At 74.6% G+C, this 22,577-nt stretch carries 21 protein-coding genes; 2 read left to right on the top strand and 19 right to left on the bottom strand.

The window, feature by feature from the left end; all coding sequences use genetic code 11:
* Positions 1 to 6: 6 nt before the first annotated feature.
* The 3 genes from ABT093_RS04095 to ABT093_RS04105 form a co-directional block, all read right to left on the bottom strand.
* Complete coding sequence (locus ABT093_RS04095) at positions 7 to 492, bottom strand: carboxymuconolactone decarboxylase family protein (protein WP_350560137.1); 486 nt, start codon at positions 490 to 492, stop codon at positions 7 to 9.
* A 107-nt stretch (positions 493 to 599) separates the two neighbouring features.
* Positions 600 to 1,181: an RloB family protein gene (locus ABT093_RS04100; RefSeq protein ID WP_350560139.1), complete on the bottom strand. Its 582-nt coding sequence runs from the start codon at positions 1,179 to 1,181 to the stop codon at positions 600 to 602.
* A complete protein-coding gene (locus ABT093_RS04105; protein ID WP_350560141.1) occupies positions 1,174 to 2,496 on the bottom strand; it encodes an AAA family ATPase in 1,323 nt (440 codons plus the stop codon). The genes ABT093_RS04100 and ABT093_RS04105 overlap by 8 nt, the downstream gene beginning before the upstream one ends.
* A 219-nt stretch (positions 2,497 to 2,715) precedes the next feature.
* Here ABT093_RS04105 and ABT093_RS04110 point away from each other — a divergent pair, with 219 nt between their 5' ends.
* Positions 2,716 to 3,507 (top strand): NRDE family protein, encoded by a 792-nt coding sequence (locus ABT093_RS04110; protein WP_350560143.1) that lies wholly within the window; start codon positions 2,716 to 2,718, stop codon positions 3,505 to 3,507.
* Positions 3,508 to 3,553: 46 nt separating this feature from the next.
* On the opposite strand, the gene ABT093_RS04115 is transcribed toward ABT093_RS04110, so the two are convergent.
* The 9 genes from ABT093_RS04115 to ABT093_RS04155 all read right to left on the bottom strand — a co-directional run bounded on the left by ABT093_RS04115 (position 3,554) and on the right by ABT093_RS04155 (position 13,253).
* The gene (locus ABT093_RS04115; RefSeq protein ID WP_350560145.1) at positions 3,554 to 4,165 is read right to left on the bottom strand and encodes a response regulator; all 612 of its coding nucleotides are present in this window, start codon (positions 4,163 to 4,165) and stop codon (positions 3,554 to 3,556) included.
* Positions 4,166 to 4,202: 37 nt separating this feature from the next.
* Positions 4,203 to 5,390: a sensor histidine kinase gene (locus tag ABT093_RS04120; protein ID WP_350560147.1), complete on the bottom strand. Its 1,188-nt coding sequence runs from the start codon at positions 5,388 to 5,390 to the stop codon at positions 4,203 to 4,205.
* Positions 5,391 to 5,395: 5 nt separating this feature from the next.
* The gene (locus tag ABT093_RS04125; RefSeq protein ID WP_350560149.1) at positions 5,396 to 7,585 is read right to left on the bottom strand and encodes an MMPL family transporter; all 2,190 of its coding nucleotides are present in this window, start codon (positions 7,583 to 7,585) and stop codon (positions 5,396 to 5,398) included.
* Positions 7,586 to 7,685: 100 nt separating this feature from the next.
* Positions 7,686 to 8,486, bottom strand: coding sequence for an alpha/beta fold hydrolase (locus tag ABT093_RS04130; protein ID WP_350560151.1), 801 nt, complete (start codon positions 8,484 to 8,486; stop codon positions 7,686 to 7,688).
* Between the two features lie 88 nt (positions 8,487 to 8,574).
* Entirely contained in the window at positions 8,575 to 9,219 is a 645-nt protein-coding gene (locus ABT093_RS04135) for a dihydrofolate reductase family protein (protein ID WP_350560153.1), read from the bottom strand.
* The gene (locus ABT093_RS04140) at positions 9,216 to 10,496 is read right to left on the bottom strand and encodes an RNA polymerase sigma factor (protein ID WP_350560155.1); all 1,281 of its coding nucleotides are present in this window, start codon (positions 10,494 to 10,496) and stop codon (positions 9,216 to 9,218) included. The genes ABT093_RS04135 and ABT093_RS04140 overlap by 4 nt, the downstream gene beginning before the upstream one ends.
* Complete coding sequence (locus tag ABT093_RS04145) at positions 10,493 to 10,864, bottom strand: YciI family protein (protein WP_350560157.1); 372 nt, start codon at positions 10,862 to 10,864, stop codon at positions 10,493 to 10,495. Before ABT093_RS04145 ends, ABT093_RS04140 begins: the two co-directional genes overlap by 4 nt.
* Before the next feature lie 425 nt (positions 10,865 to 11,289).
* Positions 11,290 to 12,183: a sigma-70 family RNA polymerase sigma factor gene (locus ABT093_RS04150; protein WP_350560159.1), complete on the bottom strand. Its 894-nt coding sequence runs from the start codon at positions 12,181 to 12,183 to the stop codon at positions 11,290 to 11,292.
* A gap of 128 nt (positions 12,184 to 12,311) precedes the next feature.
* Complete coding sequence (locus ABT093_RS04155) at positions 12,312 to 13,253, bottom strand: hypothetical protein (RefSeq protein WP_350560161.1); 942 nt, start codon at positions 13,251 to 13,253, stop codon at positions 12,312 to 12,314.
* 84 nt (positions 13,254 to 13,337) lie between these two features.
* Here ABT093_RS04155 and pdxR point away from each other — a divergent pair, with 84 nt between their 5' ends.
* On the top strand, positions 13,338 to 14,876 hold the full coding sequence (gene pdxR / locus ABT093_RS04160) for a MocR-like pyridoxine biosynthesis transcription factor PdxR (RefSeq protein ID WP_350560163.1): 1,539 nt from the start codon (positions 13,338 to 13,340) through the stop codon (positions 14,874 to 14,876).
* Positions 14,877 to 14,987: 111 nt separating this feature from the next.
* Here the strand turns inward: pdxR and ABT093_RS04165 are convergent, their stop codons facing one another.
* The 7 genes from ABT093_RS04165 to ABT093_RS04195 all read right to left on the bottom strand — a co-directional run bounded on the left by ABT093_RS04165 (position 14,988) and on the right by ABT093_RS04195 (position 22,528).
* Positions 14,988 to 15,185, bottom strand: a complete 198-nt coding sequence (locus tag ABT093_RS04165) for a DUF6126 family protein (protein ID WP_350560165.1) — start codon at positions 15,183 to 15,185, stop codon at positions 14,988 to 14,990.
* Between the two features lie 31 nt (positions 15,186 to 15,216).
* The gene (locus ABT093_RS04170) at positions 15,217 to 15,882 is read right to left on the bottom strand and encodes a helix-turn-helix domain-containing protein (RefSeq protein ID WP_350560167.1); all 666 of its coding nucleotides are present in this window, start codon (positions 15,880 to 15,882) and stop codon (positions 15,217 to 15,219) included.
* 72 nt (positions 15,883 to 15,954) lie between these two features.
* Positions 15,955 to 17,667, bottom strand: a complete 1,713-nt coding sequence (locus ABT093_RS04175; protein WP_502884130.1) for a pyruvate dehydrogenase — start codon at positions 17,665 to 17,667, stop codon at positions 15,955 to 15,957.
* Positions 17,668 to 17,818: 151 nt separating this feature from the next.
* Entirely contained in the window at positions 17,819 to 20,230 is a 2,412-nt protein-coding gene (locus ABT093_RS04180) for a glycoside hydrolase family 65 protein (protein WP_350560171.1), read from the bottom strand.
* Positions 20,227 to 21,006 carry an HAD family hydrolase gene (locus ABT093_RS04185; RefSeq protein ID WP_350560173.1) on the bottom strand — a complete coding sequence of 260 codons (780 nt, stop codon included), beginning with the start codon at positions 21,004 to 21,006 and terminating at the stop codon, positions 20,227 to 20,229. The genes ABT093_RS04180 and ABT093_RS04185 overlap by 4 nt, the downstream gene beginning before the upstream one ends.
* Positions 21,007 to 21,096: 90 nt before the next feature.
* Positions 21,097 to 21,882 carry a VOC family protein gene (locus ABT093_RS04190; protein WP_350560175.1) on the bottom strand — a complete coding sequence of 262 codons (786 nt, stop codon included), beginning with the start codon at positions 21,880 to 21,882 and terminating at the stop codon, positions 21,097 to 21,099.
* A 184-nt stretch (positions 21,883 to 22,066) separates the two neighbouring features.
* Positions 22,067 to 22,528: an SRPBCC family protein gene (locus tag ABT093_RS04195; protein ID WP_350560177.1), complete on the bottom strand. Its 462-nt coding sequence runs from the start codon at positions 22,526 to 22,528 to the stop codon at positions 22,067 to 22,069.
* Positions 22,529 to 22,577 lie beyond the last annotated feature (49 nt).

The raw sequence follows: 22,577 nt of genomic DNA on the forward strand, positions 1-22,577 counted from the left end.
CGCCCCTCACTTCGCCGCGGCCGGGCTGAGCCGGGAGGTCACGCCGATCCGGTTCCAGGCGTTGATGGTGATGATCAGCGCGATCAGCTGCGCCAGCTCGGCCGGCTCGAAGTGGGCGGCGGCCTCGTCGTAGACGGCGTCCGGCACATGGCCCTGGGTGAGCAGCGTGACCGACTCGGTCAGCGCGAGCGCGGCGCGCTCCCTGGCGGTGAACCACGAGGTCTCGCGCCAGGCGGGGAGGGCGAGCAGCCGGTGGTTCTGCTCGCCGTGCTTCAGCGCGTCGGTGGAGTGCATGTCGATGCAGAACGCGCAGCCGTTGATCATCGACGCGTGCACCTTGACCAGCTCCGCGAGCACCGGGTCCACACCCTGCCGGGCGGCGCGCTCCACGGCGAACATCGCCTTGTAGTACTCGGGAGCGAGGTCGGGCAGCGAGATCCGCTGCGCCGGGGCGGGCACGGAGGCGTCGGTGCTGTCGTTCGTGATCGTCATGCCCGCCAGCCTAGGGAGCCCGCGGCCCACCGTCCCGGTCCGTTCACACGCGAAAATCCTGCGCCACTTCGACCGGGCCGGACGCCGGTCCGTCGCCCGCCACCCGATCAGATCATGTGCCGCACAAGTTCGTGAACGCTGGTCGACGGGTTGCGGTGTTGGCCCCCGCAGACGGACCAGCGCTTGCCGGCCCGCTGGACGGCGTCCTCCACTCGCCCGCTGTAGGCCTTGAAGTCGATGGACTTCTTGTCGTAGTCGCCCACGTGCTTCTTGAGCAGCGGGACGACTTGGCGGTAGGCGGAGAGGTGCGCGTTGTGGTCGCAGAAGTGCAGCAACAGCCAGTACTCGAAGCACGGTGTCGACAGCGCGACGAGGATTCCCTCCTTCTCCGCGAGCCCGATGGCCTGGTCGATGTCGAACTCGTCCTTGTCCAGGACCACCCAGTAGTCGTCGAAGACGTCCCGATCGGCGTTCCTGTGCTTGACCGCGGCCCGCACCACGTTCAGGGGATCACTGGTCTCCACCCGCACCTTGACGACGATGTTCGACTTGCGGCGCTCGTTCCGCAACCCCTCGAAGTACTGCTTCTCGGTCTGCGCCGCACCGCACAACACCAGGATCCGCTGCTGGACGCGGCGTCTCTCCCGAGCCCTCCGACTGGCCGGAATCGACGTCCGAAAGCTACTCATCGGCACCCTTCCCCGCGGGAACAGCCGCCTCGGCCAGCTCGTCGGAGAGCACGAACGGCACGGCCCCGATCGATCCTCCGAGGTACCGCCGCTCCCAGTTGAGTCCGTCCCGGGGCTTGAAGTCCGTCAGCGGGAAGAGGAGCGACTCTCCGAGCTCGTTCTTCTCCACCAACCAGATCTCGTCACGCCGGAGCAGTTCCTCTCCCCCGTGGCGGCCGAGCAACGAGCTGTCGTGCGTGGTGAAGACGAGCTGAGCACCCTCCGGATTCGTCCCGGGCCCCTGGAACAGTCGGACGAGCTGGGCGAGCAGGAGCGGGTGAAGGCTGGTGTCGAGCTCGTCGACCACCAGGGTCCAGCCGTGGTCCAGTGCTGCGAGGACGTAGCCTGCGGCCTCGAACCACGCACGGGTGCCGCGGGACTCCTCCTCGAAGGGGAGTTTCGCCACTTCCGCGCCGGCGTGTTCGAAGAGGATGCTTCGCGGCCGGCTCAGGAGTTCCGCGGGGATGACCGGCGGTTCGTCGCCGGTGTAGAGCACCCGGGTCACGTCCTGGTCGGTCTTGATGCGCACCGAATTGGGTTCGGCCAGATCCTCGACGGGAACCCGCTCGAACACCACGTCGTTCACCCGCCGCTCGATCCGCGAGATCCCGAAATCAGCAGCCTTTATCAGGCGTTGGATCCGCTCGGAGTTCTCCGGGTCACCGAGCATCCGCAGCGTCCGGCTGCGCATCAGGCGCACGTTCGTCCGCTCGTCCGAGGTGAACCAGAGCGACTGGTGGAACCAGTCGTAGACCGCCTGCGGAGCCTCGATCTTCGCGCGGGCCGCGTAGAGAAGGAAGAGGCCGTCGTCCGGTGTGAGGTCCTGCAACAACTGGATCTTCGGCGAATTCAGGGTGCGTCCCGTCCGGTACTTTCCGCCGCTCCTGTCGAACAGCACGACCTTTCTCCCCTTCGGGTAGGAGAAAAGCCACTCGTCGACGATGAGGTCGCCGCTGACCCCGAAACCGTAGGAGTAGCGGACGCCGTCGACGAGGATGTCGACCGCGTAGTTCGACGGGCGCCGCTTCGACTCGGAGTCGAGCAGGAACGGCTGCTGGCGCTCGCCGCCGGATGCCCTCCAGGCGGTGTCCTGGTCGGTCACGGTGTCGTGCATGAACCGCAGAGCGTGCAGCACGTTGGACTTGCCGGAGGCGTTGGCGCCGTAGATCGCGGCGACTCTGACCGACTTCTCGTCCTTGCGGTACACCGCCCGCAGGTCCAGATCCTGCTCGTCCTTCAATGAACGGTGATTGGAGACCCTGAAGTCGAGTAGCACGCCTGACTCCTCTCTGGGCCCCGCAGAGGCACCGGTAGCCACATTGTGAACAAGTGATTTGCGCGACAGAGATCACGAGAACGGTACGGCTCAACAGACCCGGGCGCCAGTAGCTCGTGATGACGACCGTGTCACTGCCGGTTCACGAACGGGCGTGCGAGGATCGCGGGGAGGGTGGTGCGGACGAGGGCAGGGGGACGGGACGTGTGTACGGCGTTCGTGAGCATCGAGCCGGCGGCCGCGGTGCCGGTGCTGCTGCTGTCGGTGCGGGACGAGTACGCCGGACGGCGGTGGGCGCCGCCCGGCCGGCACTGGCCCGCGCAGCCCTCGGCCGTCGGCGGGCTGGACCTGGTCGCGGGCGGGACGTGGCTCGCGGTGGAGCCGGGCGGTGCGGGGCCGGTGGCCGCGTGCCTGCTGAACGGTTTCGGCACCCCGGCGGCGGAGGGCGGGCGGCTGTCGCGCGGCGAGCTGCCGCTGCTGGCCGTCCGGGGCGGCCGGGTCGCGGACCTCGACCTCGACCGCTACGACCCCTTCCACCTGGTGATCGTCCGGCCCGACGGCGCGCGGGTGCTGAGCTGGGGCGGCAGCGGCGGCCGGCTCACCGAACTGGAGCTGCCGACCGGCCTGAGCGTCGTCCTCAACGACGGGCCGGAGGGGCTGGCCGAGAGCCGCACCACCTCCGAGCGGATCCGCGCCCTGATGGCCGCCCGCGCCGCCCACTTCCGGGCCCGCTTCGCCGCCGAGCCCCGGCCGCGGCCCCGGGCGGACACCTCGACGGCCGGGGAGGCGTGGGGCGGCTGGCTGCCGATCGTCACCGGCGACGGGCTGGCCCTCGACGACCCCGCCGCCCTCATCCAGCGGCGCGAGTTCGGGGACGGCCGGATCTGGGGCTCGTCCTCGATCTCGCTGCTGGCCCTCGCGCCCGGGAGCGTCCGCTACGACTTCGCCGCCGTTCCCGTCGAGCCGGACGGCTGCGAGGGCTGGCGGCGGGTGGAGCTCCAGGGCCGGTAGCCGGCCCCGGTCGCCGAGGGCGCCGCCCACAAGACGGCGGCGGGCGCTAGCGGCGGTCCAGAAGGCCTCGGTCGAGGGCGGTGACGACGGCGTGGGTGCGGTCGCCGACGTCGAGTTTGGCGAAGATCCGCAGCAGGTGGGTCTTCACGGTGGCCTCGGTGATGACGAGGCGGCGGCCGATCTCCACGTTGGACAGGCCGTCGGCGACGGCGCTCAGCACCTCGGTCTCGCGGGCGGTCAGCGTGACGGGGGCGGGGCGGCGCATCCGGGCGACCAGGCGTTCGGCGATCCGCGGGGCCAGCACGGTCTCGCCCCTGGCCGCCGAGTGGATGGCGTCGACGAGCCGTTCGCGGGTGGTGTCCTTGAGCAGGTAGCCGATGGCCCCGGCCTCGACCGCGCGCTCGATCTCCTCGTCGGTGTCGTAGGTGGTCAGGATCAGCACGCGGGTGGCCGAACCGGCGGCGGTGATCTCGGCGGTGGCGCTCGCCCCGTCGAGGACCGGCATCCGCAGGTCGAGCAGGGCCACCTCGGGCCGCAGGCGGGCGACGAGGTCGACGGCCGCGCGGCCGTCGCCGGCCTCGCCGACGACCTCGACGGTGGGCTCCGCGGCCAGCAGGGCGACCAGCCCGGCTCGCATCACGGTGTGGTCGTCGACCACGACGGTCCGGACCCTTCCCGTACCGGGTCGCACGCCGTCACCCCCGTCCGTCGGCGGGGAGGGCGGCGAGCACACGGGTGCCGTCGCCGACGGAGCTGGTCACGGTGAGCTCGCCGCCGAGTTCGGCGAGCCGTCGGCGCATGCCGTTGAGTCCGAAGCCGCGGGAGTCCCGCACCACGAACCCCTTTCCGTCGTCGGTGATCTCCAGTTCGACGCCGGAGGCGCCCGGCGCGAGGACGACCGCCACCTGGGAGGCGGCCGCGTGCTTGCGGATGTTGGCCAGCGACTCCTGGGTGCAGCGCAGGAGCGCGATCCGGGTCGGCCGGTCGCACACGACGTCCGCCAGCTCCGCCGTCACGGGAAGCCCGGTGTCCTCGGTGAACCGGTCCAGGGTCCGGCGCAGGGTCGCGGCGATCGAGCCGGGCGCGAGCCCGCTCTGCGGGGCCGATCCCACCAGCACCCGCGCCTCGGCGAGGTTCTCCCGGGCGGTCTGCTCGATCGAGAGCAGGTGCCGGGCCGCCCGCCTGGGGTCGGTGCCGAGGCCGGCGGCGGCCGCCTCCGCCAGCACGATGATGGAGGCGAACCCCTGCGCCAGGGTGTCGTGGATCTCCCGGGCGAGCCGCTCGCGCTCCTCGGTGGCGCCCTGCAGCCGGTGCGCCTCGGCCAACCGCAGCCGGGCGGCCTCCAGTTCGGCGCCCAGCCGGCCGGCGCGCTCGTCGCTCTGCTCGACGATCCGGACCACCCCGAGCCCGACGAGCACGCCCGCCAGCCAGCCGATCACGGTGAAGACGACGTTGCCCGCGGCGAACTCCTGGGCGTCCCAGGCTTGGTGACGGACGATGCCGGTCACGGTGGCCGCCGCGGCGAGGGCGCTGAGGGCGATCGCCCGGCGCGGGCTCCCGGCGAGCAGCCAGAACTGGGGGAGCGAGACGATGAACAGCGCCGCGCCGTCGCCGCGGACGAGCGCCAGTGCCCCCATCGCGGCCACGAGCACGCCCAGGAAGGCCTGCGGCCGCAGCACCGGACGCCTGGGGCGGGCCGAGACGCCCGCGTAGCAGAGGGCCAGCGCCGCCGACAGCCCGATCGACCAGTACGCGGTGGCGCCCGCGTCGTCGAGCACGGAGACGACCGGGGGGAAGATCCCCAGGACGACCCACCCGGCCACGTACCACCGGCGGAGCGCGCGTAACCGGAACCGGTCGTCGGACTGCGGGAGACGCGTCATGACGGTCAGCCTACGATCGCCCGCCGGGGGCGCGGCCGGGGGCGGGGGCGCTTCGGCGGCCACCAGGCCGTGTCGCGGAGCAGCAGCAGGGCCGAGGGCAGCACCATGAGCCGGACGACCACGGCGTCCAGCAGCACGGCCACGGCCAGACAGAAGCCCATCTGCTTCATCTCGGTGAGGTGCAGGGCGACGAAGGCCCCGAACACCGTCACCATCACGACCGCCGCGCTGGTGACCACCCGGGCCGACCGGCCGATCCCCGCGAGGACCGCCTCGCGGGCCGGCGTCCCGGCGCGGACGAACTCCTGGATCCGGCTGACCACGAACACCTGGTAGTCCATCGACAGGCCGAACAGGATCACGAAGAGGAACAGCGGCACCCGGGAGGCGATCGCGCCCAGCGAGTCGAAGGCGAGCAGGCCCTCGGCCCACGTCCCCTGGAAGACCGCGACCAGCAGGCCCAGCGAGGCCGCCGCGGACAGCAGGTTGAGGACGACGCCGAGCAGCCCGAGGACCGGCGAGCGGAACGCCCAGAGGGTCATCAGGAAGGTGGCCAGCAGCAGCAGGCCGACGACCAGCGGCAGCGTCGAGCGCTCGTGTGCCACGTAGTCACGGCCCCGCGCCACGTCCCCGCTCACCGCGCTCCGCGTTCCCGCCAACGAGCCGACGGTGGCGGGCAGATGGACCCGCCGGAGGTGGTCGAGGGAGGTGATCGCCTCGGTCGAGGAGGCGGGGAACGGGACGGCCAGCTCCAGGACGGCGATCCGGCCGTCGGCGGAGGTGCGCAGCACCGGTTCGGCGCCGGCGGCGAACAGCGGGTCGGCCTGCGCCCGCCGGCCGAGGTCGTTCAGGGCCCGCTTCACCTCGGCGGCCCGGTCGGGGGCGGCGCGGGTGACGACCTCGTGCCGGGTCAGGAGCTCGGGGAAGGCGGCGGTGAGCCGGTCGTGGACCCGCATCGCGGGGATGTCGCGGGAGAAGGTGTCCTTGCCGGGGTCGACGAGTTTCAGGCCGAGGGCGGGCGCCGCCAGGCCGAGCATGAGGAGGGCCGAGAGGCAGAGGGTGAGCGCGGGGTGCCGCTGCGCGGGCCGGAGCAGGGCGGCGACCACCCGGCCGGGGCCGTCCGCCGTGCGGCGCCCGAAGCGGTACCTCGACGCCCTGCGTCCGGCGCGGCGCCCGGCGCGGCGCTCGGCGCGGCGGCCGATCGTCACCAGCAGGGCGGGCAGCACGGTCAGCGAACTCGCCACGGTGACCGCCACGACCAGGATGGTGCCCGTCGCCAGCGAGGAGAAGATGACGTCCGAGGCCAGGTAGAGGGTGGCGGTGGAGACGATCACGGCGAGACCGGAGACGAGGACGGCCCGCCCCGCGGTGGCGGCCGCCAGCTCCACCAGGGCCTCCGGCGCGAGCCGCCCGCCGCCGCGGGCCCGTTCCTCGCGTTCGCGCTCCAGGTGGAAGAGGGTGTAGTCGACGCCCACCGCGAGGCCGATGAGCAGGATCATGTTGGTCCCGACCCCGGCGTCGGGGACGAGGTGCGAGACCAGCATGGACAGGCCCAGGGCGGCGGCGATCGAGGAGAGCGCCAGCAGCAGCGGCACGCAGGCCGTCACCACCGAGCCGAAGACGAGCAGCAGCGTCACGAGCGTCACCGGCAGGGTGATGCGCTCGGAGAGCGCGAGGTCCTTCCCGCGCTGCTCGTTGACGCCCTTGCTGACGGAGGGCGAGCCGGTCTCCTCCACGATCAGTCCCGGGTGGGCCTCCTGCGCCTTCGCGGTCTGTTCCAGGAGCGGGACGACGTTCTTCCGTCCTTCGAGCTCGGGCCCCTTCAGCACCACGGAGACCCGGACGGCCTCGCCGTCCGGTGACCGGACGGGCTCCGCGACCCCGGCCACCCCGGGCAGTGCCCGCATGCGCGCGGCGACGTCCCGGGCCGCCGCGGCCGCCGCGGCCGCGTCCAGTCGCCCGGCGGCGGAGCGGATGACGACGTGTTCCACGGGCCGGCGCTCCAGGCCCCCTTCGGCGGCGATCGCCTCGGCACGCCCGGCCTCGCCGACCCGGTAGTCCTCGGTGGTGGCCTCACGGGTGCCGGCGGCCACGCCGACGCCGAGGCAGAGGACGACGAAGGCGAACCAGCCGGCGATGGCGGTCCGGGCGTGCCGGGCGCTCCAGCGGGCCATCCGCACGGGGAGTTGATTCATACCCGCGATCCTGCGCAACCGGCCCCGGCCCGCGACACGCCTGCCCGGTGGAACCCGCCGTCCACCGGTCGGTGGACGGCAGGCCCCCCGGGGCGGGCGGTCAGGTCCTCGGCAGGTCGTGGAGGCAGGCGTCGAGCAGCGCGGCCAGCGCCTCCGGGCGTTCGAGGTGGAGGTCGTGGGTGGTGCCGGGGATGCTGACCGCCGTGGTGTCGGGGCGGTGGTGGAGCATCCGTTCCAGATCCTCCGCCTCGACGATCGTGGACCGGGCGAGGACGACCAGGGTGGGGCAGGTGATCCGGCTCCACTCGGGCCACCAGGAGCGGTGGGTGTTCTCCCGGAGGGACGCGAGCATCACGTCCGCCGCGAAGCGGGGGTGCCAGCCGTCCTCCCGCTCCTCCAGCCCGGCCGCCCAGCCCGCGCCGACGGGGCCGCCGCCGAGGAACTCCGCGGCGGCCTCCCGGGTGGCGAACGGGGTGGGCCAGGAGGCGAACCAGGCCCCGATCCCGTCCACCGCCTCGGGGGTCGTACGGCCGGGGCCGGCTTCCACCATCACCAGCGCCTCGACCAGGCCGGGGTGGGCGGCGGCGGTCAGCATCGCGGCGTGGCCGCCGTAGGACTGGCCGAGCAGGGTGACCGGGCCGGTGCCCAACCGGTCGATCACGGCGGCGACATCGGCGACGTGGGCGGCGCGGGAGACGTCCGCGGGGCGGCGGGTGCTCGCGCCGTGGCCGCGCTGGTCGACGGCGACGACCCGCCGGTGGGGGCTCAGGCGGCGGGCGAGGGCGTCCCACTCCCCCAGGTGCCCCGCGAGGCCGTGCAGGAGCACCAGCGGCGGACCGTCGCCGCCCCAGTCGTGGCAGACGAGGCTCACGTCGTCGCGGACGATGGTGTGTTCGATCATGCGTCGGTCTCCGGGAACGGCGGGCGGCCCCGGGAGACGCGGCGGTCCCCCGGGGCCGGTCGGGTGGTCGGTCGCGTCCGCCGGAAGGTCACTTCCGCCAGAACAGGTGGTGTGTCACGCCGCTCGGGCTGGGGACGACGTCCAGGTGGAAGCGGTCGCGCAGCTCGTCCGGGGATTCCCACAGCTTCAGCCCGGAACCGAGCTTCAGCGGGGAGACCGCCACGTGCATCGTGTCGACGAGGTCGGCGTCGAGGAACTCGCGGATGGTGGTGACCCCGCCGCCCAGACGGACGTCCTTGCCCCGGGCGGCCTCGCGGGCCTGCCGCAGGACGGTGGCCGGGTCGCCGGAGACGAAGTGGAACGTGGTGTCGGAGAGGGTGATCGACGGACGCCCGTGGTGGGTCATCACGAACACCGGGGTGCGGAACGGGGGCCGGTCCCCCCACCAGCCCTGCCACGCGTGGTCCTGCCAGGGGCCGCGCTGCGGACCGAACTTGTTGCGGCCCATGATCTCGGCGCCGATGTTGCGGGCGTAGTCCCGGGTGAGGTGGTCGTCCAGACCCCGGCTGCCCCCGGGGTCGGTGCGCATCGGCCAGCTGGCCGTCGCCCCGGCCCAGGAGAACAGCCGCTCCGCGTGGTCGAGACCGAACGGCCGCTCCAGGCTCTGGTCCTCGCCGGCGGCGATGCCGTCGCTCGACACGTTGAAGTTCTGGACCTTCAGGAGCTGGGTCATGTGCTTCCTCCGGTGTTGTCGTCGGGCACGCCGGCCTCCAGGCGGCGGGCCCGCTCGGTCAGGTGCCGGCGTTCCGGGGCGCTGGTGGCCCGGCGGGCGGCCTCGCGGTAGACCTCGGCGGCCGCCGGGTCGCCGAGGAGTTCCAGCAGGTGGGCCCGGGTGGCGAAGAGGCGGTGGTGGCGGGCGAACCGCTTGTCCGCCTCCAGCGGTGCCAGGGCGGCGAGACCGGCCTCCGGGCCCCTGACCATCGCCAGCGCCACCGCGCGGTTGAGGGTGATGAACGGGTTCTCGCCGTACCGGGCCAGCAGGCCGTAGAGGCCCAGGATCTGCGGCCAGTCCGTCGACTCCGCGTCCGGCGCCTCGTCGTGGACGGCCGCGATCGCCGCCTGGAGCTGGTACGGCCCGGGCCGGCCGTGCGGCAGGGTCCGGGTGATCAGGGCCACGCCCTCCTCGATCAGCGACGCGTCCCACAGCGAGCGGTCCTGCTCCGCCAGCGTCACCAGCTCCCCGCCCGGCCCGGTGCGCGCCGGACGGCGGGCGTCGGTGAGCAGCATGAGGGCGAGCAGCCCGGCCGTCTCGGCGTCGTCCGGCACGAGGCTCAGGAGCAGCCGGGTCAGCCGGATCGCCTCGGTGGACAGTTCGGGCACGGTCAGGTCGTCGCCGGTGCTCGCCGTGTAGCCCTCGTTGAAGATCAGGTAGAGGACCTGGCGGACCTCGGCCAGGCGCCCGGAGAACGGACCGTCGGGCAGTCCGGACGCCCGCACGGTCTGCTTGGCGCGGCTGATCCGCTGCGCCATCGTCGCTTCCGGTACCAGGAACGCCGCCGCGATCTGCGCCGTGCCGAGGCCGCCGACGGACCGCAGGGTGAGGGCGATCCGGCTGGGTGCGGACAGGTCCGGGTGGCAGCAGAGGAACAGCAGGTGCAGGGAGTCGTCCCGGCCGGAGGCGTCCGCGGCGTCCGGCGCGGGGCTGAGCAGCGCGGACTGCGGCGTGGCCAGCGCGAGCGCGTCCTCGCGGCGCCGGCGGGCCGCCTCGCTGCGCACGGCGTCGGTCAGCCGCCGCCCGGCGACCGTCACCAGCCAGCCCCGCGGGTTCTCCGGCACCCCCTCGGCCGGCCACTGGGTGGCGGCCGCCAGCAGCGCCTCCTGCACGGCGTCCTCGCAGGCGTCGAACTGCCCGCGCCCGTACCGGCGCACCAGCGCCCCGAGGGCCTGCGGCGCGAGGTCGCGCAGCAGGCCCCCGAACCCGCCCGGATCCGGCAGCCGGTCGACGCTCACACGTCCGCCGCGTTCGCCGGGGACTCGTGCAGGACCGGCCACAGCTCCACCGGCTCGACGTCCGCGAACGGCATGTCGGCGGCGATCCGCTGGGCGCGCTCCAGGCTCTCGCAGTCCAGCAGGTAGAAGCTGGCGATGTACTCCTTCGTCTCCAGGTACGGACCGTCGGTGACGACCGGCAGGCCCTCGGAGCGGCGGACCAGCTGGGCGGCGGCCGCGTCGGCGAGGCCGTAGGCGCCGATGAGTTCGCCGGTCTCGCGGTACTTGGTGTTGAACGCCTCCTGCTTGGCGATCGCCGCGGGCCACTCCTCGGCCGGGAACGCGTCCCACTTGGCCTGGTTGCCGTAGATCGTGACGAGGTACTTCATCTCGGGTGTCCTCCCGTCCCGCGTGCCCCGTGCGGCGCGCTCTCACCTTCGGTCGGAGCCGCCCAGCCGGGTCTCGACATCCGCCGGAAAGATTTTTTTCGACATCCTTCCGGGTTCCGCCGGGGCGGGGAAACCCGGCATGGTCGGCGGACCGGGGCGGGACGGGGTGCGGGCGGCGGTGCGGGCGGCGGTGCGGGCGGCGGTGCTGTCGCGGGGCGCCCCGCCGGGGGGGGGGGGGCCCCCCCCCCCCCCCCCCGCCCGGGGGGGGGCGGGGGCGGCGCCCCCCGGGGGGGGGGGGGGGGGGGGGGGGGGGGGGGGGGGGGGGGGGGGGGGGGGGGGGGGGGGGGGGGGGGGGGGGGGCGGGGGGCCCGCGGGGGGGGGCGGGCCCCCCCGGGGGCCCCCCCCGCGCCGGGCCTGGCGGGGCGTCAGTCCGCCGAGAGCCCGAGGCGCTCCAGGCGCTCCGGGTCGGTGAAGATGTCCAGCTCGACGACCCGGCCGCCGCGCACGGTGAACACCGCGAGCGAGACCGGGCGGCCGTCGGCGAAGGCGGCCACCGCCGGTTCGCCGTTGACCAGCACCAGGCGGGACTCCCCGGCGAACTGCGCGCCGAACAGGCTCGCCCCGGCCGCCACCTGGGCCGCGCCGCGCCGGAAGGTGGCCGGGCGCAGGGCGCCGCCGTCGGAGCGGGCCACCACGTCCGGGTCGAGGACGGCGAGCAGCGCGTCGAAGTCCCCGCGCCGGGCGGCGGCCAGGAAGGCCTCCACCACCTCGCGGCGCAGCGCCAGGTCGGCGTCCGGCGCGGGGGCGGCCCCCTGGACGCGGCGCCGGGCCCGGCTGGCGAGCTGGCGGGTGGAGGCGGAGGTGCGGCCGAGGATCGGGGCGATCTCGTCGAACGGCACCGAGAACAGGTCGTGCAGCACGAACGCCAGGCGCTCCGCCGGGGCCAGCGTCTCCAGCACGATCATCAGCGCGATGCCGACCGAGTCGGCGGTCAGGATCTCCTGCTCCGGGTCGACGGCCCGGGCCGCGCCGATGACCGGGTCGGGCAGCCGGACCTCCCGGCCGTCCTGGTCCTGCAGAGGGTCCTCGCGCCGGGCGACGCGCGAGCGCAGCAGGTCCAGGCAGACCCGGCCGGTCACGGTGGTCAGCCAGCCGCCCAGGTTGGCGACCTCGCTGACGTCCGAGCGGCTCAGCTTGAACCACGTCTCCTGGACGGCGTCCTCGGCCTCGCTGAGCGAGCCGAGCATCCGGTAGGCGACCGCCCGCAGATGGGGCCGGTGCTGTTCGAAGCGCTCGGCCAGAAAGTCTTCCCCGTCCACCTGTCACATCCTCGCGTCGGCATCCGTCGCTTCCCTGACGGACGTTAACCGGTCCGCGTGACGCCGGCGCTGGCGGCCCGCGCCCGGCGGATCACCGGACGGGCCGCCGGAGGTCCGCCGCCCGGCCGTCAGGGACGGCGGGGGCCGCGCGGTGAGGAGGACGGGGCCGGGCCGCCGGAGGGGCGCGGCCGGGGCGGGCGGGGCGGCCGGGCGGGGCCGAGGGCGGTCTGCCGGCGCTGGATCTCCTGCCAGGTCCGCGGCGGGCAGGGGCCCTGCGGGTGGTCGGAGAGGAAGCTCTCGTACGGCACCCGGCGCGGCGTCATGCCGATCTCGACCCAGGACGGTTTGCCGGTGCGGTCCCAGCCCTCGTTCTCCATCCGGATGTAGTCGGCCCGGTGCTCCTTGTCCTTGCTGGTGATCTGCAGGACCTCCGCGTACCCGGCCCGGGCGCCCACCACCACGCAGTAGTGCCGCGCCGCCTCCGCGCGGTCCCGGAAGGGCACCATCGCCACCCACACCTCCCCCGCCGCCGGACGGGCGACGGTGGCGGCGCGCGGGGCGGTGCCGCCGCGGACCGGGCGCGAGGCCGTCCGCACCCGCGGCGACGGGTCGCCGGCCCAGGACCGGACGCGCGTCCGCCACGCCCAGGCGAGCGCGCCGACCACGACGCACTGCAGGGCGGCACCGTTCGCGGCGGCCGGATCCTGGCCGCCGAAGACCTTCGGCACGAGGTGGGCGCCGACCAGGTGGGCGGCCGCCGACGAGGCCGCGGTCAGCCCGGCCGCGCGGGCGGGCACCACCCACAGGGCGACCCGGCGGGCCCGGCCGGCCTGCCGGTCCAGCAGCAGCGCCACCGCGTACGCGATGCCGACCAGGATCGCCACCTGCCCGGACGTGACGTGCTGCGGCGGGGTCTGCGCCTCCAGGAGAGCGGGCATCAGGACCGGCAGGGCGAGCGGGTAGCCCAGGGCCACGAAGAAGAGCAGCATGAAGAAGGCGCTCAGACAGCCACCGCCACCGGGCCGCCGCCTTCGCTGCGGGACCGCCGAACTCCCGTACCGGTACGCCATGTTCGCCACCCCCATCGCGATCGCGCGTCCGGCGCAATGTACCGGACATCCGGGAGCCGCGGGGGTTGCGGCGATAATCCCGCCATGAGCCGCCCCCGAACGCCCCCCGGCCCCGCTCCGAGCCCCCACCGCAGCCCTCCGCGCACCGCCCGCGGCACCGCCCGCGGCACCGCCCCCTGGACCGCGTTCGGCGGCGACCTGCACCTCGACCTCGGCGAACGGCGCGCCGCCGGGGCCGGGCTGCGCGCGGCACTGGAGGACGCGCTGCGCGAGGCCGTCCAGGACGGGCGGCTCGCGCCCGGCACCCGGCTGCCGTCCTCCCGGGCGCTCGGCGAGGACCTCGGGATCGCCCGGAACACCGTGGTGGAGGCGTACGGGCAACTGACCGCCGAGGGCTGGCTCAGCTCGCGGCGGGGCTCCGGGACGACGGTCGCCGAACGCGCCGCGCCCCGGCCCGCCGCCCGGCCGGTCGAGGTGCGGGCCGGGCGGCGCCCCACCGGGCGGCACGACCTGCTCGCCGGGCGCCCGGACCTCTCGCTGTTCCCGCGCTCCGCCTGGCTGGCCAGTGCCCGCCGGGCGCTGGCCGTGGCCCCGCACGAGGCCTTCGACTACGGCTCGCCGCTGGGGCGGATCGAGCTGCGGCGGGCGCTCGCCGGCTACCTGGCCCGGGTGCGGGGCGTGCGCACCGACCCGGACCGGCTGCTGATCTGCTCCGGCTTCGGCCAGGGCCTCGGCCTGCTGGCCGCCGCGCTGCGCGGGCGCGGCGCGGGGCGGATCGCCGTCGAGGGGTACGGGCTGCCGCCGCAGCGGGACACCCTGCGGGCGGCCGGGCTCGGCCTCGCGCCGCTGCCGCTGGACTGCTCCGGGGCGCGCACGGACCTGCTGGCGGAGCTGTCGGGCGCCGGGGAGGGCGCCGGCGGGCGGCTGGGGGCGGTGCTGCTCACCCCGGCGCACCAGTTCCCGACGGGCGCCGCGCTGGCCGCCGACCGCCGGGCGGCCGCCGTCCGCTGGGCCCGCGGGCACGACGGGTACGTGATCGAGGACGACTACGACGGCGAGTTCCGCTACGACCGGCAGCCGCTCGGCGCGATGCAGGCGCTCGACCCGGACCGGGTGGTGTACGGCGGGACGGCCGCCAAGAGCCTGGCGCCCGGACTGCGGCTGGCCTGGCTGGCGCTGCCCGACGAACTGGTCGAACCGGTCGCCGCGCTCAAGGAGGCGGCGGACACCATGAGCCCGGTGACCGACCAGCTCACCTTCGCCGAGCTCATCACCTCGGGCCGGTACGACCGGCACGTGCGGCGCTGCCGGCTGCACTACCGCCGCCGCCGGGACCTGCTGGTCGCGGCGCTCGCCGAACGGGCCCCGCGGGTGCGGGTCACCGGGATCGCCGCCGGACTGCACGCCGTCCTGGAGCTGCCGCCCGGCTCCCTGCCGGAGGCGGAGCTGATGGACCGCGCCCGCGCCGCGGGCCTGGTCCTCACCGGCCTCGGCTGGTACCTCGCCGGGCGGAACGCGGCCCCCGACGCCGCGCCGGCCCTGGTGGTCGGCTACGCCACGCCGCCCGACCACGCCTTCCCGGCCGCCCTGGACGCCCTGTGCGAGGTGCTGCGCACGGCCTGAGGGGCGAGCCGGGGCCGTCCGGGGCGGGGCCCCGGCGGCCGGGGGCGGCCCGGGGGCCGGGGCGGGGGCCTGGAAACGCGGCTCACGTGCTGAACGGGCCTCTGAGGTCCGCTACTTGCGGCTGCCCAGTTCGAACAGGAGGATGATGAAGCCGGCGAAGAGGTGGCCCCCGGCGGTGTAGATCACCAGGCGGTGGTAGACGCGGCGGTTGGCCCACTTGCCGGCGTCTATGGTCTTCGGGGCACCCTCCGCGTTGGTGTCCGGGGTGGGCACGGCGCTCGGGGCGGGGGTGGCGGCGGTCTCGGCCATCGGGGTCTCCTCCGGGTTTCCTGACATCGGGTCAGTGGTGCGGGGCGGCGGGGCCGCCGCCGAGGCAGAGTTCGCCGCCGGGGCTCTGCAGCAGGGTGTGCATGAAGAGCAGTTCGACCCCGGACGAGGAGTCGGCGGCGATGCAGTGCGGGGTGAGCGAGTCGAAGTGGGCGGAGTCGCCCTCCTCCAGAATGTGGACGCGGTCGCCGAGGGTCAGCTTCAGCCGCCCCTGGAGGACGTAGAGCCACTCCTCGCCGGGGTGGACGCGGACGACGGCGTCCTGCACGCCCGGGGGGACGTGCACCCGCAGCGCCTGCATCGCCCGGCCGGGGGCGCCGGCCCGCCGGTAGCCCCAGCCGCCGGCCCGGCCCGGTTCGATCGCGCCGCCGCGCACCACCGGGTCCGGCTCGGTGAAGGTCTCGCCGAGCAGGCCGGACACGGAGGTGCCGTAGGCGCGGGCGAGGCCGAGCAGGACGGGCAGTGAGGGCTGCCGGCGTCCGGTCTCCAGTCGGGACAAGTAGGCTGGGGAGAGACCGACCCGGGCGGCGGCGACCTCCAGGGTGAGGCGGCTGCTGAGCCGGTGCTCGCGCAGCCTGGCGGCGAGGCCGGCCACCTCCTGCGTCTCCTGGTCGCCGACGGGAACGGCGGCGGCGGGGACGGCGGGAGCCTCGGACGGACCGGCTGGGCTGGTGGTCATGTGTCCAGTGGACACCTCACGTGCCGGGTGGGCAATTTTTTTGCCCCACAGGCAAGGGCGTGTGTCGGGCCGCTACGGGCGGGGAATGTTCCTGAGGTTGGACCGTGCCAGGTCGATCATCCGGCCCACGCCGCCGGAGAGCACCGTCCGGCCGGCGGCCAGCGCGAAACCCTTCAGCTGGGCGGCGGTGATGTGCGGCGGGATGGACAGCGCGTTCGGGTCGGTGACCACGTCCACCAGGGCAGGGCCCGGCCGCTCCAGCGCCTCGGCCAGCACCTCCCGCACCCGGGCCGGCTCGGTGACCCGCTTGGCCGGGATGCCCATCGCCCGGGCGATCCCGGCGTAGTCGACGTCACCGTTGTCGATCTCCGACTCCGGGTAGCCGGAGACCAGCATCTCCAGCTTGATCATGCCGAGCGCGCCGTTGTTGAAGACCACCGTCTTCACCGGCAGCCGGTGCTTGGCCACCGTCAGCAGCTCGCCGAGCAGCATCGACAGCCCGCCGTCGCCCGCCATCGCCACCACCTGCCGCCCGGGGAAAGCGAGTTGGGCGCCGATCGCGTGCGGCAGCGCGTTGGCCATCGAGCCGTGCAGGAAGGAGCCGATCACCCGGCGGCGCCCGTTGGGCTGCAGGTACCGGGCGGCCCAGACGTTGTTCATGCCGGTGTCGACGGTGAACACCGCGTCGTCGGCGGCCACCTCGTCCAGCACCGAGGCCACGTACTCGGGGTGGATCGGCAGGTGCTTCTCGATGTCCCGGGTGTAGGCGCCGATCACGCCCTCCAGGGCGCGGCAGTGGCGGCGCAGCATGTCGTCGAGGAAGGAGCGGTCGGTCTTCTGCTCCAGCAGCGGCAGCACGGCCCGCAGGGTGGCGGAGACGTCGCCGTGCACCGCGAGGTCGAGGGCGGTGCGGCGGCCGAGCCGGGTGGCGTCGTGGTCCACCTGGACGGTGCGGGCCTGGGGCAGGAAGGAGTCGTAGGGGAAGTCGGTGCCGAGCAGCAGGACGAGGTCGGCGGAGTGCAGCGCCTCGTGGCAGGCGCCGTAGCCGAGCAGCCCGCTCATGCCGACGTCGTACGGGTTGTCGTACTGGATCCACTCCTTGCCGCGCAGGGAGTGCCCGACCGGCGCGTGCAGGGCCGCCGCGACCTCCATCACCTCGGCGTGCGCCGCCCGCACGCCCGCGCCGCAGAACAGCGCGACCCGGCGAGCGGCGTTGAGCGCGCGCCCGAGTTCCTGCACCTGGGACCAGGGCGGGGCGGCGACGGCCTGCTCGGTGAGGAAGTGGCTGGTGCCGGTCGGGCCGGCCGCGGAGAGCGCGGCGACGTCTCCGGGGAAGGCCAGTACGGAGACGCCGCGGGCGCCGAGCGCGTGCTGGATCGCGACCCGCAGCAGCCGGGGCAGCTGGCCGGGCGTGGAGAGCATCTCGCACCAGCCGCTGCAGTCGGTGAACACCCGTTCAGGGTGGGTCTCCTGGAAGAAGCCGGTGCCGATCTGGCCGGAGGGGATGTGCGAGGCGAGGGCGAGGACCGGGACGCCGCTGCGCTGGGCGTCGTAGAGGCCCTGGATCAGGTGGGTGTTGCCGGGACCGCAGGAGCCGGCGCAGACCGCGAGGCGGCCGGTCAGCTCGGCCTCGGCGGCGGCCGCGAAGGCGCCGGCCTCCTCGTTGCGCACGTGCACCCAGCCGATGCCCTCCGTCCGGCGGATCGCGTCCACGACGGGGTTGAGGCTGTCGCCGACCACGCCGTAGACCCGCTCCACCCCGGCCTGGCGGAGCACCGCGACCATCTGCTCGGCCACACTCACCACGGGGGATCTCCTCACGCCGGGGACGCACGACACCAGCACCGTGCGCCGCCGCCGGGCCCCCCGCACCCGGGGTGGGCCGGACGGGTGAGGGGGGCGGCCGGGGAGGGGGCGCGGTGGCCGGGGCGGGCGGCTACTCGGCGGCGAGGTGGTCCGGGCCGGAGGTGATCCGGCCGGCGGAGAGCCCGGACTGGGCCTGGCGGCGGGCCGGTTCGCGGCCGGGGGGCTGGCCGCAGCGCTCCTGGGCGGGCGGGGTGGTGGTGGGCAGCGAGACCGGGCGGCCCGCCTTCACCTGGACCGTCTCGCCGTCGTGCCGCAGGTGGATCACCTCGCCGCGGCGCAGCGTGTACGTGGTCTCGTCGTGGTCGATCCGCACCCCCAGCAGCTGCCCGCGCACCAGCAGCGAGAAGCTGAGCCGCATCAGCCCGCTGGGCAGCCGGGGCCGGAACCAGAGCACCTCGCCGTGGTCGCGCAGCCCGCCGAAGCCGGCCACCAGGGCGATGCAGGCCCCGGCGAGCGAGGCCATGTGCAGACCGTCGCGGGTGTTGCCGCCGAGGTCGTGCAGGTCCATCAGGGCGGCCTCGGCGGTGTAGTCGTACGCGAGGTCGAGCTGCCCCACCTCGGCGGCGATCACCGCCTGGGTGCACGCGGAGAGCGAGGAGTCGCGGACGGTCAGCCGCTCGTAGTAGGCGAAGTTGCGGACCTTCTGCTCGTCGGTGAAGGCGTCGCCGCGGACCTGCATGGCGAGCACCAGGTCGGCCTGCTTGACCACCTGCTTGCGGTACAGGTCGAAGTACGGATAGTGCAGCAGCAGCGGGTAGTTCTCCGGCGGGGTGTTCTCGAAGTCCCAGACCTGGTGGTCGGTGAAGCCGTCGGCCTGCGGATGGACGCCGAGGTTCTCGTCGTACGGGATGAACATCGCGGCGGCGGCGTCCCGCCAGGCGGCGGTCTCCTCGGTGTCGACGCCGAGCAGCGCGGCCTCCCGCGGGTGCCGGGCGGCGGACTCGGCGGCGGCGCGCAGGTTCGACTGCGCCATGAGGTTGGTGTAGACGTTGTTGTCCGCGACGGCGCTGTACTCGTCCGGACCGGTGACGCCCTCGATGCGGAACCGGCCGGTGGCGTCGTGGTGCCCCAGCGAGCGCCACATCCGGGCGGTCTCGACCAGCAGCTCCAGGCCGTACTCGCGCTCGAACTCGGCGTCCCCGGTGGCCCGGACGTAGCGGGCGGCGGCGGCCGCGATGTCCGCGCCGATGTGGAAGGCGGCGGTGCCGGCCGGCCAGTAGCCGGAGCACTCCTCGCCGCGGATCGTGCGCCAGGGGAACACCGCGCCGGCCAGGCCGAGTTGGACCGCCCGGTCGCGGGCCAGCGGGAGGGTGGTGTGCCGCCAGCGCAGCGCCTGGTTGACGGCGGCCGGCAGGCAGTAGGTGAGCACCGGCAGCACGAAGGTCTCGGTGTCCCAGAAGCTGTGCCCGTCGTAGCCGGGTCCGGTCAACCCCTTGGCGGGGATGGCGCGTTCCTCGCTGCGGGCGCCCGCCTGGAGCACGTGGAAGACGGCGAACCGGACGGCCTGCTGGAGTTCGACGTCGCCCTCGATCTCGATGTCGCTGGTCTCCCAGAACTCCTTGAGGAAGTCCAGCTGTTCGGCGATCAGGCCGTCCCAGCCGGTGTACCGGGCGGCGGTCAGCGCGGCCTCCACCTGGTCCCGGACGGCCGGCAGCGAGCGGGTCGCCGACCAGCCGTAGGCGATGAACTTCACCAGCCGCAGCCGCTCGCCGGGGTGCAGCACCGTGGTGACGGTGATCCGGCAGTGGTCGGCCTCCGACTCGGCGACGGTGTCCAGCCGCTCCGGGCCCTCGATCACGTGGTCCATCCCGGCCGCGACCCGGATGCCGCTGTAGCGGGTGCGGTGGACCAGCACGCCCTTCGTCCCGCCCGCGTGGTGCGCCTCGGCGAGCAGCGGGGCCTCCAGCACGGCGGCGGCCCGCGGGTCGCCCTCGGGGCCGCCGGGCAGCTGCTCGTTGGCGACCAGCTCGCTCTGCAGCACGATCCGTACCGGGCCGTCCACCGCCTCGACGGTGTACTCGACGGCGGCGACGGCCCGTTGGGTGAGCGAGACCAGCCGGGTGGAGTCGACCTTGATGGTCCGCCCGGCCGGGGAGGTCCACTCGGCGGAGCGCCGCAGCAGGCCCTCGCGGAAGTCCAGCCAGCGGCGGTGGCCGATCAGTTCGCCGTAGCGCAGGTCGAAGGGCTCGTCGTCCACCAGCAGCCGGATGATCTTGCCGTTGGTCACGTTGATGACGCTCTGGCTGGACTCCGGGTAGCCGTAGCCGCCCTCGCCGTAGGGCAGCGGGCGCAGTTCGAAGACGCCGTTGAGGTAGGTGCCGGGCAGGCCGTGCGGCTCGCCCTCGTCGAGGTTGGCGCGCAGGCCGATGTGGCCGTTGGAGAGCGCGAAGACGGACTCGGCGCGGGCCATCGAGGTGAGGTCCAGGCCGTTCTCGGCGACCTGCCACGGGTCGACGACGAAGGGCTGTTCCTGGCCGGTCATGCCGACGCCTCCTCGGGCCGGTCGGGGTGATCGGGGTGGTCGGGGATCAGCTCGGCGAGGTCGCGGACGACCACGGTGGCCCCGTCGCGGCGCAGTTCGGCCCCCTGGCCGGTGCGGTCCACGCCGACCACCGCGCCGAAGCCGCCCGCCCGGCCGGAGGCGACCCCGGCCAGCGCGTCCTCGAACACGGCCGCGTGCGCGGGCTCGACGCCCAGCGCCCGGGCGGCGGCCAGGTAGGTGTCCGGCGCCGGCTTGCCCGGCAGCCCCTCGCGCTTGGCCACCACGCCGTCCACGATCACGTCGAAGAAGCCCTCGATGCCCGCCGCGCGCAGCACGTCCCGGCAGTTGGCGCTGGACGAGACGACGGCGGTGGGCAGGCCGAGCGCCCGCAGCCGGCGCACGTAGGCGACCGAGCCGTCGTACGGGGCGACGCCCTGCTCGCGGATCATCCGCAGCACGGTGTCGTTCTTGGCGCGGCTGACGCCGTGCACGGTGCGGGCGCCCGGCGGGTCGGCGTCGGTGCCCTCGGGCAGGTCGATGCCCCGGCTGTGCAGGAAGGCGCGGGTGCCGTCGAGTCTCGGCCGCCCGTCCACGTGGGCGTCGTAGTCGGCGACGGCGTCGAACGGGGTGAACGGCCCGCCGGTGCGGGCGGCTTCGGCCCGCAGGAAGGCGTCGAAGGTGTCCTTCCAGGCCGCGGCGTGCACCGTGGCGGTCTGGGTGAGCACCCCGTCGAGGTCGAAGAGGAAAGCGCGGATGTCGTCCGGTAGCCCCAGCATGGGTGCAGTCTCTCCCCTCCGCGCGCGCCGTGCCGCCCATTCCCGGCGGCGCGTCGCGGGAACGGGCGGCTCGTCGCGGGAGGACGGACCCTACGGGGAGTCCGGGGTGGAGGTGACCGCGAAGACCGCGCCCTGCGGGTCGCGCACCACCGCCATCCGCCCGGCCTGCATGTCGAACGGCGGCTGGATCACCGAGCCGCCCGCCTTGACCAGGGCGTCCACGGTGGAGTCGGTGTCGTCGACGGAGAAGTAGGCCATCCAGTGCGAGGGCGTGCCGGGCGCCAGGTACTCGGCGACCGGCTGCATGCCGCCCACCGTGTGGTCGCCGACGTTGAGCGAGTAGAACCCGTCCATGCCCTGGATGGTCCCCGGGCGCAGGCCGAAGGCCTGCTGGTAGAACCGGCCGGCCGCGGCGGTGTCGGTGGTGTTGAGCTCGTTCCAGACCAGCGCGCCGGGCTCGTTGACGATGCCCGCGCCGTTGAAGTCCAGCTTCTGCCAGACGCCGAACACCGCGCCGGTCGGGTCCGCGGCGACCAGCATCCGGCCGGTCTGCCCGACCTCCATCACCGGGTAGACGATCGTGCCGCCGGCATCGGTGACGGCCCGCGCGGAGGCGTCGGCGTCGTCCGTGGCGAGGTAGGTGGTCCAGGTGACCGGGGGCAGCGGCTGCCCACCCGGGGCGGAGCGTGCCATGATCCCGGCGACCGGCTTGCCGTTCAGCGAGCACACGGCGTAGCCGCCGAACTCGGGCGGGCCGACCTCGCCCTGCCAGCCGAACAGGTCGCGGTAGAAGTCGAGCGCGGCCTGCTGGTCGCTCGCCATCAGGTCCACCCAGCAGGGCGTGCCGGGCTTGTACGGTGCGGTGACTACGGGCATTTCCTGGGCCTCCAAGCGATGGTCCTCCGCCGGGTGGGCGGCCGGGTGCGCGGACCGTCCGGCGCGCGGCCGACGGCCGTACACCTCCACCGCCCACGATCGCCGCGCCCCCGCGATCCCGCCACCGGACGGCGTCCCGGCGGGTCGCCGTCCGCCGGGCGGTCACCGGCCGCCGCGCGGGCGGTCACGGCGCGTGGTGGTGGCCGCCCCGGGTGAAGAGCGGCTGCGCCTTGCCGCTCTGCGCGTAGTCCTTGAGCCGGACGAGCAGCTGCGCCCAGGTGCCGGCCACCAGCGGCACCCCCTCCTCGCTGCCGGGCTGCCAGCCGCCGTGCCGCAGCAGCAGCCGGGTGCGGTGGCCGGGCCCGGCGTGGTCCTCGGGCGGGTCGGCGAGGTCCCAGCTGATCCAGGTGCCGGCCCAGTGCGGGGGGAAGGCCCCGGCGTTCGTCCACACCACCCGGTCCGGGCCGGCGGAGCCGGGCCGCAGCCGGTACGGCTCGGGGGCGCCGGGGACGTCGAACAGCAGCACGTCGTCCTCCCGTTCCACCCCGGTGGTCCACCAGGAGGTCAGCCCGTCGTGGGTGGTCAGCGCGGCCAGCACGACGGCGCGCGGGGCGGCGATGTCGAGCTCCAGGGCGATCTCGGCCATGGTTCCGCCTTTCGGGCCTGCCCCCCGGGCTGTCCGACAGGCCCACCAT

It is taken from the genome of Kitasatospora sp. NPDC002551, assembly GCF_040296005.1.
Taxonomy (GTDB): Bacteria; Actinomycetota; Actinomycetes; order Streptomycetales; family Streptomycetaceae; genus Kitasatospora.

Coding starts and splice junctions, on each gene's coding strand:
- ABT093_RS04095 (WP_350560137.1), bottom strand. CDS start 492: ATGACGATCACGAACGACAGCACCGACGCCTCCGTGCCCGCCCCGGCG.
- ABT093_RS04195 (WP_350560177.1), bottom strand. CDS start 22,528: ATGGCCGAGATCGCCCTGGAGCTCGACATCGCCGCCCCGCGCGCCGTC.
- ABT093_RS04135 (WP_350560153.1), bottom strand. CDS start 9,219: ATGACCCAGCTCCTGAAGGTCCAGAACTTCAACGTGTCGAGCGACGGC.
- ABT093_RS04100 (WP_350560139.1), bottom strand. CDS start 1,181: ATGAGTAGCTTTCGGACGTCGATTCCGGCCAGTCGGAGGGCTCGGGAG.
- pdxR (WP_350560163.1), top strand. CDS start 13,338: ATGAGCCGCCCCCGAACGCCCCCCGGCCCCGCTCCGAGCCCCCACCGC.
- ABT093_RS04165 (WP_350560165.1), bottom strand. CDS start 15,185: ATGGCCGAGACCGCCGCCACCCCCGCCCCGAGCGCCGTGCCCACCCCG.
- ABT093_RS04125 (WP_350560149.1), bottom strand. CDS start 7,585: ATGAATCAACTCCCCGTGCGGATGGCCCGCTGGAGCGCCCGGCACGCC.
- ABT093_RS04170 (WP_350560167.1), bottom strand. CDS start 15,882: ATGACCACCAGCCCAGCCGGTCCGTCCGAGGCTCCCGCCGTCCCCGCC.
- ABT093_RS04180 (WP_350560171.1), bottom strand. CDS start 20,230: ATGACCGGCCAGGAACAGCCCTTCGTCGTCGACCCGTGGCAGGTCGCC.
- ABT093_RS04190 (WP_350560175.1), bottom strand. CDS start 21,882: ATGCCCGTAGTCACCGCACCGTACAAGCCCGGCACGCCCTGCTGGGTG.
- ABT093_RS04155 (WP_350560161.1), bottom strand. CDS start 13,253: ATGGCGTACCGGTACGGGAGTTCGGCGGTCCCGCAGCGAAGGCGGCGG.
- ABT093_RS04145 (WP_350560157.1), bottom strand. CDS start 10,864: ATGAAGTACCTCGTCACGATCTACGGCAACCAGGCCAAGTGGGACGCG.
- ABT093_RS04120 (WP_350560147.1), bottom strand. CDS start 5,390: ATGACGCGTCTCCCGCAGTCCGACGACCGGTTCCGGTTACGCGCGCTC.
- ABT093_RS04185 (WP_350560173.1), bottom strand. CDS start 21,006: ATGCTGGGGCTACCGGACGACATCCGCGCTTTCCTCTTCGACCTCGAC.
- ABT093_RS04175 (WP_502884130.1), bottom strand. CDS start 17,667: ATGGTCGCGGTGCTCCGCCAGGCCGGGGTGGAGCGGGTCTACGGCGTG.
- ABT093_RS04130 (WP_350560151.1), bottom strand. CDS start 8,486: ATGATCGAACACACCATCGTCCGCGACGACGTGAGCCTCGTCTGCCAC.